This is a genomic window from Umezawaea sp. Da 62-37 (genome assembly GCF_032460545.1).
Lineage (GTDB): Bacteria > Actinomycetota > Actinomycetes > Mycobacteriales > Pseudonocardiaceae > Umezawaea.
In genome coordinates, this window is sequence record NZ_CP135965.1 from 10218998 (window position 1) to 10231462 (window position 12465).

14 protein-coding genes are annotated in these 12465 nt (G+C 70.4%); 11 read left to right on the forward strand and 3 right to left on the reverse strand.

The window, feature by feature from the left end:
- Positions 1-5: 5 nt before the first annotated feature.
- From RM788_RS45975 to RM788_RS46015, 9 genes are all read left to right on the forward strand, one after another.
- Positions 6-929, forward strand: a complete 924-nt coding sequence (locus RM788_RS45975; protein ID WP_315927140.1) for an SDR family oxidoreductase — start codon at positions 6-8, stop codon at positions 927-929.
- Positions 916-2142, forward strand: coding sequence for a cytochrome P450 family protein (locus RM788_RS45980; protein ID WP_315927142.1), 1227 nt, complete (start codon positions 916-918; stop codon positions 2140-2142). The genes RM788_RS45975 and RM788_RS45980 overlap by 14 nt, the downstream gene beginning before the upstream one ends.
- Positions 2139-2561 (forward strand): nuclear transport factor 2 family protein, encoded by a 423-nt coding sequence (locus RM788_RS45985; RefSeq protein ID WP_315927144.1) that lies wholly within the window; start codon positions 2139-2141, stop codon positions 2559-2561. The genes RM788_RS45980 and RM788_RS45985 overlap by 4 nt, the downstream gene beginning before the upstream one ends.
- 3 nt (positions 2562-2564) lie before the next feature.
- Positions 2565-3560, forward strand: coding sequence for a beta-ketoacyl-ACP synthase III (locus RM788_RS45990; RefSeq protein WP_315927146.1), 996 nt, complete (start codon positions 2565-2567; stop codon positions 3558-3560).
- 12 nt (positions 3561-3572) lie between these two features.
- Positions 3573-3812, forward strand: a complete 240-nt coding sequence (locus tag RM788_RS45995; RefSeq protein ID WP_315927149.1) for an acyl carrier protein — start codon at positions 3573-3575, stop codon at positions 3810-3812.
- 3 nt (positions 3813-3815) lie between these two features.
- A complete protein-coding gene (locus tag RM788_RS46000; protein ID WP_315927151.1) occupies positions 3816-4952 on the forward strand; it encodes an acyl-CoA dehydrogenase family protein in 1137 nt (378 codons plus the stop codon).
- Between the two features lie 35 nt (positions 4953-4987).
- Positions 4988-5755 carry a hypothetical protein gene (locus tag RM788_RS46005; RefSeq protein WP_315927153.1) on the forward strand — a complete coding sequence of 256 codons (768 nt, stop codon included), beginning with the start codon at positions 4988-4990 and terminating at the stop codon, positions 5753-5755.
- A gap of 156 nt (positions 5756-5911) precedes the next feature.
- Entirely contained in the window at positions 5912-6448 is a 537-nt protein-coding gene (locus RM788_RS46010; RefSeq protein WP_315927155.1) for a ClpP family protease, read from the forward strand.
- 39 nt (positions 6449-6487) lie between these two features.
- Entirely contained in the window at positions 6488-7651 is a 1164-nt protein-coding gene (locus RM788_RS46015; RefSeq protein ID WP_315927157.1) for an MFS transporter, read from the forward strand.
- 260 nt (positions 7652-7911) lie between these two features.
- On the opposite strand, the gene RM788_RS46020 is transcribed toward RM788_RS46015, so the two are convergent.
- Entirely contained in the window at positions 7912-8085 is a 174-nt protein-coding gene (locus tag RM788_RS46020) for a CsbD family protein (RefSeq protein ID WP_315927159.1), read from the reverse strand.
- 237 nt (positions 8086-8322) lie between these two features.
- Here RM788_RS46020 and RM788_RS46025 point away from each other — a divergent pair, with 237 nt between their 5' ends.
- Entirely contained in the window at positions 8323-9105 is a 783-nt protein-coding gene (locus tag RM788_RS46025; protein WP_315927161.1) for a DUF4142 domain-containing protein, read from the forward strand.
- A gap of 64 nt (positions 9106-9169) precedes the next feature.
- Here the strand turns inward: RM788_RS46025 and RM788_RS46030 are convergent, their stop codons facing one another.
- Together RM788_RS46030 and RM788_RS46035 are read right to left on the reverse strand one after the other, a co-directional pair.
- A complete protein-coding gene (locus RM788_RS46030) occupies positions 9170-9658 on the reverse strand; it encodes a MarR family winged helix-turn-helix transcriptional regulator (RefSeq protein WP_315927163.1) in 489 nt (162 codons plus the stop codon).
- A gap of 413 nt (positions 9659-10071) precedes the next feature.
- Positions 10072-11310, reverse strand: a complete 1239-nt coding sequence (locus tag RM788_RS46035; RefSeq protein WP_315927165.1) for a PQQ-dependent sugar dehydrogenase — start codon at positions 11308-11310, stop codon at positions 10072-10074.
- Positions 11311-11887: 577 nt separating this feature from the next.
- On the opposite strand from RM788_RS46035, the gene RM788_RS46040 reads away from it, so the two are divergent.
- Positions 11888-12331, forward strand: a complete 444-nt coding sequence (locus tag RM788_RS46040; protein ID WP_315927167.1) for a nuclear transport factor 2 family protein — start codon at positions 11888-11890, stop codon at positions 12329-12331.
- Positions 12332-12465: the final 134 nt, after the last annotated feature.

Here is a 12465-nt window from a genome sequence, read left to right on the forward strand (position 1 = left end):
AGCAGATGGTGTTCACCGCCAAGAGCAGGACACTGCCGCCGAGCGGCAAGACCGTGCTGATCACCGGCGCGTCGACCGGCCTCGGCCGGGAAACCGCGCTGCACCTGGCCGAGCGGGGCTTCCGGGTCCTGGGCGCGGTGCGCAAGACCGAGGACGGGGACCGGCTCGTCGCCGACTGCCCGTCCGGCCGGATCGAGCACGTCGTGCTCGACGTGACCGACGGGGCGTCCATCGCCGCTTCGGCGGAGCAGGTCGCCGGGAAGGTCGGCGACCGCGGCCTGTGGGGGCTGGTGAACAACGCCGGCATCTGCATCTCCGCACCGCTGGAGGTCGTGTCCACCGATCTGCTGCGCAGGCAGCTGGAAGTCAACGTGGTCGGCCAGCTCGCGGTCACCCAGGCGTACCTGCCACTGCTGCGCGCCGCGCGCGGCAGGCTGGTCAACGTGACCTCCGGGCTGGGGACGGTCGCGATCCCGTACCTGGGGCCGTACTCCGCGGCGCAGTTCGCCAAGGAGGGCATGAGCGACGCCCTGCGCCGCGAACTGGCGCCGATGGGCGTGGTGGTGTCCGTGGTCAGCCCCGGCGCGATCTGGACCCCGATCTGGGCCAAGATCGCCCAGGACGGCCAGGACGCGCTGTCCGCCGCGCCCGCCGCCGTCGCCGACCTCTACCGCGCGACCTTCGTGCGGTTCATGCACCTCAACGAGCAGACCGCGAAGGACAGCAAGACCCGGCCCGCCGAGGTGGCCGACGCCATCCGGGCCGCGCTCACCTCGGTGAAGCCCAAGACCCGCTACCGCGTCGGCTCCGACGTCCGGCGAGGCAGCCTCCTGGCGCGGCTGCTGCCGGACACCGCCGTCGACTCGATGTTCCGCAAGATCGTCACCCCGCTGCCCACCGACCAGGAGGCACACCGTGTCGGGTCCTGAACTCCGCCTCGGCGAAGAGCTGATCTCACCGCTGCACCCCCTCTACGACGGCCTCCAGGTGGACGGCGCGGCCCGACCCGCCCACCTCGCCCCCGACCACCCGGTGTGGGTGGTCACCCGCTACCACGACGCGAAGAAGGTGTTGTCGCACCCCGGTGTGCGGCGGGACGCCAAGCAGGCGGCCGAGCTGTACGCCAAGCGCACGGGGGAGCAGCGGGAGGCCATCGGAGCCTCGCTCACCGCGCACATGCTCAACGCCGACCCGCCCGACCACACCAGGCTGCGCGCGCTGGTCGGTCGCGCGTTCACCAGCCGTCGGGTCGAACTGCTGCGCCCGCACATCGAGCGGCTGACCGACGAGCTGCTGGACGCGATGGCCACCCGCGAGCAGGCCGACCTGATGGGCGACTTCGCCGTCCCGCTGACCATCGGGGTGATCTGCGAACTGCTCGGCGTGCCGCCCGCCGAACGCGACCACGTGCGCTCGGCGTGGGAGCGGCAGGCCGAACTGCTGTCGCCGGAGGCCGCCGAAGCCCTGGCCGAGGAACAGGCCCAGTACCTGCGCGGCCTGCTGGAGGTCAAGCGCCGCGACCCGGCCGACGACGTGCTGAGCGCGCTCGTCCAGGCCGCGGACGAGTCCGGCGAGCTGTCGCCCGCCGAACTGGTCGCGATGGCGCACCTGCTGCTCATGGCCGGGTTCGAGACGACCATGAACATGATCGGCAACGCGGTCGTCACGCTGCTCGTCCACCCCGAGCAGGCCGCGGCTCTGCGCGCCGACCCAGACCTCCTGCCCAACGCGCTGGAGGAACTGGTCCGCTACGACAGCGCGGTCCGCGCGTCGATGCTCCGGTTCACCGTCGAGGACGTCGAACTCGACGGCGTCACCATCCCGGCGGGGGAGTACGTGCTGGTCTCCAACCTGACGGCCAACCACGACCCCGAGAGGTTCACCGACCCGGACCGGCTCGAACTGACCCGCAAAGCCGACGGGCACCTCGGCTACGGCCACGGCGTGCACTACTGCGTCGGCGCGCCGCTGGCCAGGCTGGAGGCGCGGGTGGCGATCGGCAAGCTGCTCGCCCGCTTCCCGGACCTGCGCCTCGCCGTGCCGCACGACGAACTCGTCTGGCTGCCGATCACCTTCCTGCGCGCCCTGATCAGCGTGCCCGTCACCCCCCAGCCCGTGCTCACCGGAAGGACGTCCGCATGAACGCCCAGGAGATCCTGTCCCGCAGTCTGGAACTGCTCGAGACCGGCGACGCGCGCGGCTGGTGCGACCTGTTCCACCCCGAGGGCGTGCTGGAGTTCCCCTACGCCCCGGACGGCTGGCCCAACCGCTTCGAGGGCCGCGAAGCCATCTGGCAGCACATGCAGAAGTTCCCCGAGCACCTGACGGTGAAGTTCACCGAGGTCGCGTTCTACGGGACCGCCGAGCCGAACCTGGCGATCGGCGAGTTCCACGGCGACGGCACGGCCACGCAGTCCGGCCTCAAGCTCGTCCAGGACTACATCTCGGTCGTGCGGACCGACGGCGAGCACATCCTGCTGTACCGGGACTTCTGGAACCCGTTGCGGCACCTGGAAGCGCTCGGCGGGGCCGACGCCGCCGCGGCGATCGTGCAGGGCTGAGCCGTGGCACGGGCCGCGGTGCTCGCCGGGCTCGGCACCCACGTGCCGCCCGACGTGCTGACCAACGACATGCTCGCCGAGGCGCTCGACACCTCCGACACCTGGATCCGCAGCCGCACCGGCATCCGGCAGCGGTACATCGCGGACGAGCGGACCACCACCGGCGACCTCGCGGTGGCGGCCGGTGAACGCGCGCTGGCCTCGGCGGGCCGCACGCGCGTCGACGTCGTCGTGGTCGCCACCACCACACCCGACCGGCAGTGCCCGGCCACCGCGCCCACCGTAGCGTCCCGGCTCGGCATGTCCGGCACACCCGCGTTCGACGTGTCGGCCGCCTGCACCGGTTTCATCTACGGTCTCGCCACGGCCGCGTCCCTGATCGGCTCGGGGTTGTTCGACAGCGCGCTGCTCATCGGCGCGGACAAGTTCAGCGACACCCTGGACCCGGAAGACCGGTCCACCAGGGCGCTCATCGGCGACGGCTCGGGCGCGGTCGTGCTGCGGGCGGGCGAGTCCGACGAGGACGGCGCGCTGCTCGCGTTCGACCTGGGCAGCGACGGCGAGCACGTCGGGCTGCTCGAAGTGCCCGCGGTGGGACGGGCCGAACGGGCGGACGGCGTGACGCGCGGCTACTTCCACATGGAGGGCAAGCCGGTGTTCACCAAGGCGGTCACCGCGATGACCGACTCCGTGCACCGGGTGCTGGACCGGGTCGGGTGGTCGACCGCGGACGTGGACAGGCTGGTGCCGCACCAGGCCAACGCCCGCATCCTCGCCGCGGTCGCGGACCAGCTCGACCTGCCCGCCGACCGCGTCGTCAGCAACATCGCCGACGTCGGCAACACCGTCGCCGCGTCGATCCCGCTCGCCCTCGGGCACGGGATGCGCCACCAGGGCTTGCGCTCCGGGCACAACGTCGTGCTCACGGGGTTCGGCGCGGGGCTGACCTGGGGGTCGGTCGCGGTGCGCTGGCCCAAGATCAACGACATCAGCATCTAGGGGGGACACGTCATGCGCTCTGAGGTCGAAGACCGGCTCGTGGTGCTGATCGGCGAGATCAGCGAGGTGCCCGTCGAGGACATCACGTCGGAGACTCCGCTGGAGGACCTGGGTTTCGACTCGCTGGTCCTGGTGGAGCTGGCGATGAAGCTGCGCAAGGAGTTCGGCGTCGTCGCGTCGGACGAGGAGTTGGACGAGGTGGAGACCGTGGGCGAACTGCTCCGGTTCGCCACCAGGGCGCGGTCCGCGTAGGTCATGGACCTGCGTCAGGAAGTGCGCGCGTTCGCCAGGACGCACCTGCTCGACGGCCCCGCGGACCTCACGGCCCGCACCGCGGCCTGGCACGCCGCAGGCCTGGCGAACTGGTGGCTGCCCGTCGGGCACGGCGGCCGCGGCCTGTCCTTGCGCGAGGGTGTGGACGTGGTCGACGAGTTGGCCTACGCCGACGCCGGGTTCGCCTTCTCGTCACTGGTGGGCGTCATCGGCTCGACGCTGGTCTCCCTCTACGGCGACGAGGCGCTCCGCGCCGACGTGCTCGGCACCCTTGGCCGGGAGGGCGGCTTCTTCGCCACCGCGGTCACCGAACGGGACGCGGGCAGCGAACTCGACCGGTTGCGGACCACGGCCGTGGCCAAGGGCGACACCGTGGTCCTCAGCGGCGAGAAGTTGTTCTCCACGAACGCCGACAGCGCCCGCTACCTGCTCGTGGTGGCCCGGCACGTGGCCGGTGCGGACGACCAGCCGCACGTGGCCGTCGTCGTGCCGCGCGACGCGGACGGGTTGGTGGTGTCCGAGCCGTGGCGCACCGCGGGCCTGGCGGGTTCACCGGTGCACCGGGTGGAGTTGGCCGACTGCGCCGTACCGGCGGGCAACGTGCTCGACGGTCACGGCCTGCGGCTGCTGGAGGTGGGGCTCAACGCCAGCCGGGTGCTCATCGCGGCCACCGCGGTGGGCATGGCCCGGCGCGTCCGCGACCTGTGCCTGGACTTCGCGGGCGGCAGGCGGCTGCGTGGCGGCGTGCTCGGCAAGCACCCGCTCTTCGCCGACAAGATGGCCGGGGTCGAGATCGAGATCGAGACCATGCGCAGCCAGTGCCGTGCCGCGGCGGCGGACTACGACGCGATATGGGCGTCCCCGGACGCGGCGGCGCGGTTCGCCCGGCGCGGCGCGCTGAAGTCCGCGCTCGTCGCCAAGGTGTTCTGCGGCCAAGCGGGCTGGCGGGTGGCGAGCACCGGGTCGGAGGTGTTCGGCGGCCTCGGCTACACCGACGAGGTGCCGATCGGCGCGCTGCTGCGGGACATGCGCCACGTGTCGCTGGTCGAAGGCGGCGAGGACGTGCTGCGCGATGTCCTGTACCGGAGGTTCACGGCGCCACCGGTCAGGCGCGCGTGATCGTTCCGCCCACACCGGAGGAGTCTGCGCTTCAGATGTCGGACCTGTTCGAAGAACACATCGGCCAACACCAGGCGCTGCACCAGCCCGAGTCCGCTTTCTACGCGCACTCGGCCGGTTCGGCGGGCATCATGACCCTGGCCAACTTCCCCGACGACGTCCTGCCGCTGCTGCAGATGGAGAGCCTGGCCACGGCCGAGGCCATGCCCTACCTCGGCTGCGACACGCTGGTCGAACTCGGCTGCTACGACGGGCGCGCGTTGGAGGTGGCGCGGCACCTCGGCGTCCGCTACCTGGGTGTCGACCTCGACGCGCGGGCGGTCGCCACGCTCGCCGCGCGGATCGAGCGCGAAGGCATGGCCGACCGGGCGCGCGCGTTGGTGGACGACCTGTTCAACCACCACCTGTGGGACCGGGACGTCGTGGGCGAGCGGCCGCTGTACACGCTGCCGTTCAACCTGCTCGGCAACTTCCGCCATCCGTTGAGGCTCCTGCGGTCCCTCGGAGGGGCGTCCGGCGCGGCGGTGATCTCGGTGTTCGGCGAGGGGTTGGAGGCCACGAGGGTCCGGCACGCCTACTACGCGCGCTGCGGGGTGCGCGGACTGGAGTTCCGGTTGGCCAGCGACGGCAGCGTGCTGTTCACGGGCTCGGACGGCTTCTACTCCAGGTCGTTCAGCGAAGCCCGGTTCCGGTCCCTGCTGCTGGAGTGCGGGTTGACCGTCGTGCGCGTGCGCGGCAACTCGCTGGGCTACGCGGCCACCGTGCTGCTCCGCGACGAGCCGCCCGACGCGCGCCGGCGATAAATTCGCCACTAGCGAACTGCGGTCCGTCGAGTTGATCGAATGACGACAACCAAGCTACGTTCCGTAGTCGGACGACAACGTTATCGACGTCAAAATGGGGGAACAGTGGACCTCGCTGCAGCGATCTTAGCCCGCTCCAACGCGCAAAGTCCGTCGATGCTCGACCCGTTGTACGAGCAGCTCCTGCGGTCACGGATCGTGCTGCTCGGCTCCGAGGTGACCGATGAGATCGCCAACCGGCTGACCATGCAGTTGCTGGTCCTCGCGGCCGAAGACGATGAAACCGACATCCAGATGTACATCAACTCGCCGGGCGGTTCGGTCACGGCCGGCATGGCGCTCTACGACACGATGAACCACATCAAGCCGGACGTGTCCACGATCGGCCTGGGCTTCGTCGCGTCGATGGGCCAGTTCCTGCTCTCCTCGGGCGCGCGCGGGAAGCGCTTCGTGCTGCCCAGCACCCAGGTCCTGATGCACCAGCCCTCCGCGGGCATCGGCGGCACGGCGACCGACATCGCGATCCAGGCGAACATCTTCTCCCAGATGAAGAAGCGGATGGCGCGACTCACCGCCGAGCAGACCGGCCAGACGGTCGAGACGATCGAGAGGGACGCGGACCGCGACAAGTGGTTCACCGCCGAGGAAGCCCTGGAGTACGGCTTCGTCGACCGGATCATCACCACCATCTAGTCCACCGCAACCGATCAACCACTTCGGGAGTCCGAACCGATGCCGCTAGCCGTCTACGTCCTCGGCTTGGGAATCTTCGCCCTGACCACCAGCGAGTACATGGTGTCGGGGCTGATGCCCGCGCTGTCCGCCGAATTCGACGTGTCGTTCGCGGCCGTCGGGTACCTGGTGACCGTGTACGCGGGCGCCATGGCGGTGGGTGGTCCACTGTTGACCGTGGCGCTGTTGAAGTTGTCGCGCAAGAACGCGCTGCTCGGCCTCGTCGTCGTGTTCGTGGCGGGCCAAGTGCTCGGCGCCATGGCGCAGAACTACGGGATGATGGTGGCGGCCCGCCTTGTCACCGCGGTGGCCGCGGCCGCGTTCTTCGGCGTGGCGCTCACGGCGTGCGCCGAACTCGTCGGCGGTGAGAAATTCGCGCGGGCGTCGTCGCTGGTGCTCGGCGGGCTGATGTTCGGCACCGTGCTCGGCCTGCCCGCGGCGACGCTGGTCGGCGAGCAGTTCGGCTGGCGGATCAGCTTCGCGGCCGTGGCGGGCGTTGCCGTGCTCGTCGGCCTGCTGTTGGCCAAGGCGCTGCCCCCGCTGCCCGCGCCGCCGTCGATGCCGATGGCGGGCCAGCTCGCGATCTTCCGCAGCGGCAAGCTGTGGGCCGTCTACGCGACCAGCCTGCTGCTCATCGGCGCCACGTTCGCGGGCTTCACCTACTTCGTGCCGATCCTGACCGAGGTCACCGGGTTCTCCGAGGGGATCGTCCCGCTGCTGCTCGTGATCTACGGCGTGGCCACGATCGTCGGCAACAACGTGGTGGGCAGGCTGGCCGACCGGTTCACCATCCAGGTGCTCGCCGTCGGTCTGGTCGTGACCATCGCCGCGATGGTGCTCTTCGCGCTGTTCGCCCAGTCTGCCGTGGTCGCGATCGCCGCGCTGGTCGTGATCGGCCTGACCGGTGTGTCGATGAACCCGGCCCTGGTGACGCGCGGGGCGCGGATCGGGCAGAACAACATGATGGTCAACTCGGTGCACACCGCCTGCATCATGCTCGGCGTGATGGTCGGGTCGTGGATCGGCGGCCTGGGCATCAACGGGGGCCTGGGACTGCGCGGTCCACTGTGGATCGGCGCGGTTCTCGCCGTGCTCGGCCTGCTGACCCTGGTACCCGACATGCTGGCCCTGCGGCGATCGAGCCCGGTGGCCGAACAGGTCTGAGCCTTTTCTTCCGAACGCGCCGGTGGCCCTTGGTCATCGGCGCGTCCGGTGGTCATTCGCAGGCGCCGGACAGGTCCTCGGTGGAGAAAGCCGAACTGGCTTCGTTCGGCGCTGAGTCGTCGAACCGGAAATCCACCAGCCCGTGCGCGCCAACGCGTTGAGCACCACTTCCGGTGACCTGCCCGCTGCCCCCAGTGGGAGGGTAAACGCGTCGTGGCCGGACGGCTGTTCGCCGTCCGGCCACGGAAACCCTTGTACGATCAGCTCTTGAAGGCGTCCTTGACCTTCTCGACGGCCTCCTTGATGTGGCCCTTCGCCTGGTCGCCCCGGCCTTCGGCTTCCAAGCCCTCGTCATCGGTCGCCCGACCGATGCCTTCCTTGGCCTCGCCCTTGAGCTGGTCGGTCTTGGCGTCGAACTTGTCGTCGAGCCCCATGTTCTCGCCCTCCTCGGTTCACGGCAGCGGATCTGGAGTCCGGGTGCCCCTCGCCGCGCCGGGTCAAACCGCCTTCGTGTTTTTGCTGTGGGCGCTGGTTTCTGGTCGGTCCAGGACGCCGTCGAGCTGCGAGGTAACGGGAAGGTAACGTTTGCCTGGGGCAATGATCTGGGCTTCCGGTGTGGCCGTAGTCCGGTTCACGGGTGGTAAGCCGTACGAAGGTGAGGTCCGATGTCCATGCGTTTCGTGCGAGCGGTCATGGCGAGCGCGGCGGTCGTGGTCGTAGCGCTCCTCATCCCGGAGGGAAGCGCGGCGGCACGCCAAGCCGACGACCCCGGCACGCGGTCGACGCCATCGGGACCGCTGAGCGCCGCTGGGCGCGACATGCTCACCAAAGTCCGGCTCGCCGGTCTCTGGGAGGGGCCCAGTGGGCGCATGGGCATCGAGAAGTCGGCCAATCCCAAGGTGAGGGACGCAGGCTCCCACCTGGTCGACGGGCACGCCGAACTCGACCGCAAGGTGCTGGAGCTCGGCGCCGAGTTCGGCATGGCGCTGCCGACCGAGCCCAACGCCGACCAGAAGTCCTGGCTCGCCGAGATGCGGGCCGCACCGGCGGGCAGCGTGGAATTCGACCAGGTGTTCGCCAACCGGCTGCGCGCCGCGCACGGCGGTGTCTTCAAGTTCCTGGCCCAGATCCGCGGCAGCACCCGCAACACCGAGATCCGCGCGTTCGCCGAGCGCTGCATGGAAGTCGTGCTCGACCACATCCAGGTGATCGAGGCCACCGGCATGGTCGACTTCACCGACACCGAGGCCATCCCGCTGCCCGCGCTCGCCGCCGTGGCGAACCAGCCCGCGCCGGTGCAACCGCAACCCCAGGCGAATCCACTGGCGCAGCAGCAACCCACGACCGGGGCCACGAGCGGCGACACGATCAACGTCATCGTGGTGATCGCCTTCGGCGCGCTCGTGCTGTTCGTGTGGGGACGGCTCAACCCCCGCCGAGGCCGAACCCGGTGATCCGCGCCCTCTTGCGTCAGGCCTTGTCGCGCAAGGGGAAGCCTGGTCTCCGCCGGTCGGACCGTCAGAACCAGGCCAGGTCACCGGGCGGGACGTCAACGGGCGGCTCGCCCCCGGCTTCGGCGAAGGCGACCAGGGCTTCGATCAGCCCGTACCGCGCGGGTTCGGGCATCCGGGCGACGATGCTCGCGATCTCCGCCCGCCGCCGTCGGGTGACGCCGCGCACGACCTGCTCGCCGACCGGGGTCAACCCGATGACGACCTCGCGGCGCGTCGCCGGGTTCGGCCGTCGGTCGACCATGTCCACCGCGACGAGCCGGTCCACCATCCGCGTGGCCGCCGACGGGTTCACCGCCAGCAGTTCGGCCAGTCCGATCAGCTTCATCGGTCCTCGGCTGTCCAGCACCACCAGCAGCCGCAACTGGGCCAGGGTGATCGTCTCCTCGACCGCGGCTATGGACCTGGCCGACACCGCGACCAGCAGCCGCGAAGCGGTGAGGACCGCGTCGGTGAGCGCGTCCACGTCGTCTGCGGCGACCTCGGGCCGGGCCATGCGCGGGTTCTCCTCGAGTCGCTCCGGGTGGACGCCAAGCCTACCCGCGCGGGGTGGTCACCCGGTCGACGCGGCGATCCTGACAACCCCACCTCCCGCTCACGACCAGGGTCGCGGCCGGCTTGGGCCGCGGGGCGGAGGTTGCCGTGTCGGTCCGCGACCACTGCCGTGCCTCCTCGGCGCCCGCGAAGTGATGAGCTGTCGCGTTCGGGCCCTGGACGCGGTGCCCGGCGACGCCCTCGTCCGTCCACATGCGACTTCCGTCGACCTCGGCGGGGATCGGATGTCGCGTTCGCTGGTGGGCGGCAGCCGACGCGCGTCGCTGAGCCCACGACGGTAAAGCGCGAGCCGGGGACGGCCGTTCGGCAACGGCCGTCCCCGGCGATCTCACGAGCGAGGTCCGCCCTGGGGCATCAGCGGTTCGCCACCCCGCGAAGGGCAGGCTGGACCTGCTCGAACCGCACTCGGTTCAGCCATCCCGGAAGGTCGCTGAGCACGTACAGTTCGCCGTGCACGTCGGTGCCGATGGCGGTCGGTTGGGTGGGGAAGTTGCCGATGGTGGCGGACTCGTAGCTGCCGTCGGGCCTGGGGCGCACGGCGAACACGAGGGTCGAGCAGTAGTCGCTCGCGACGTAGGTCCCCTGCGCCTGCGGGGTTCGGGTTCCGCGGTAGACCACGCCGCCGGTGACGGAGCAGTTGCCGTTGTAGTGGTCGTACTCGAAGACCGGGTCGGTGTACTTCCCGCCCGCCTTGCACTGCAGCGGGTCGAACACCGGGGTGCCCTCCCGGCAGGACCAGCCGAGGTTCGCCCCGCCCTGCGACGGGCGGATGTGGTCGATCTCCTCGACCAGGCCCTGGCCGACGTCACCGATCCACAGGGAGCCGTCGACCGGGTCGACGGAGAACCGCCACGGGTTGCGCAGCCCGTAGAGCCAGATCTCCGGCCGCGCGCCCGGCACGCGGACGAACGGGTTGTTGGGGGGCACGCAGTAGGGCGTCGCCCCGCAGGCGCGGTTGACGTCGATCCGCACGATCTTGCCGAGCAGGGTGCCGAGGTCCTGGCCGGACTTGAACGGGTCGTTCGCGTTGCCGCCGTCGCCGAGGGACCAGTAGAGGTAGCCGTCGCGGCCGAACGCGACCTGTCCGCCGTTGTGGTTGCCGAACTCGGCGTGCGCCTGGGTGAGCAGCACCTGCGTCCGTTCGGGGGCGCCGATGGGCACCCTGGCCAGGGTCAGCGTGCCGGAGGGCAGGCTTGTGTAGGCCACGTAGAGCATTCCGGTCCGGGCGAAGTTCGGCGCGGGTGTGATGCCGAGGAGGCCGCGCTCGTTGTCCGACACGTCGATCCGGCTGGTCAGGTCGAGCACGGGTGCGGCCGCGAGGCCGGTGTCGGGGTGGTAGGAGCGGACGGTGCCGCCCTTCTCCGCGATGAGCATCCGGCCGTCGGGGAGTCCGGTGATCGCGACCGGACGCCGCAGACCGGACGCCACTTGCTCGGACACCACGGTCAGTCCGGTGAGCGGCACGGCGCGGGTGAGGGAGGTGTCGGCCGCGGCGGTGCCGCCAACCGTTAACGAAGGCAGCAGGAACGCGGACAGGGCCAGCACCAGCAGGCCGGCCGTCAGGGTGGTCGGGCGACAACGCTGTCGCAACATGGTCGGGCTCCTCAAACAGGGTGGAGGACGCATTCTGGGAGCGCTCCCAACGTAGCGCGACTTCCCGGTCGCATCCAGCCGCCGTCTTGCCCCCTCCGGTCGGAGAAGGAGTAGGGATCGACAGGGGACGGGGGTGCTGCCCGCCCGGAACAGGGGTCGGGCAAGAGCCGGGATCGGCGTCCCGTGCGACGAGGAACCGGCCTGCTGAGACGGGAAGTCGCCCGCTCGCCCGGCTGTGCGGCAGGGTCGGATCGCCTGTTCGAACCGAGCGGAAAAGGCCTCCTGGGCTCTCGCGGACGAACCTGGACGCGTTCCCTTCCCGCGGCTTCTTCTGCGACGTGGTGGCGGACTGGGCCGGACCACGTCGCGGTGGCCGGAACGCTGACCTACCTCGTCGTTCACGACGCTTGAGCCGCCCGTCCGGGAAGCAAGCACCTCACGCGGCACGCATGTGTGATCGAGGGCGCACCACCGCGGCTTGCCCCTCACGCCGACGTCAGGTTTTAGCGTGGTCGAGCCGGATGACCACCCGGCACGCACGAGCAGCGGACTGCTCCTCGACCCGAAGAGGTAAAGAATGTCCACATCGGCCACCGCCCTCGCGCTCCGCTACGAGGTCGAAGAACTCGTGACCCGCTACGCCACGGCGATCGACCTCCGCGACTGGGACCTGTTCCGCACGGTCTTCGCCGACGACGCCCACATCGACTACGGCCCGCTCATGGGTTCGTGGGACGACGCCGACGTGTTCACCGAGTTCATGAAGGTCGCCCACGCGCGGGCGGGCCGCAGCATCCACCGCATGACGAACATCGTGCTCGCGCCGGGGGAGGGGATCGCGGCCCGCACCTACGGGGACTCGATCATCCTCGACGCCGCCGACGAGACGACCGGCGACCACGGGGCGGCCTCGTACGACGACACCTTCGTCCGCACGGCCGACGGGCTGAGGATCAGCAGCCGCCGCGCGAGCATCGTGCTCTACGAGAGGATCACGGGCAATCGCGCGATCGCGGCATAGGACCGTGATGGCGCCGGGGTGATCCCAGGGGCCTGGCCGTGCCTTCGCGGGCATGGGCAGGCCTCCTCGGGGATGTCGACGCGAATGGTGCCGAGGTGCAGCGAATCCGGCCCCACCGCCCTGATCCGATCACG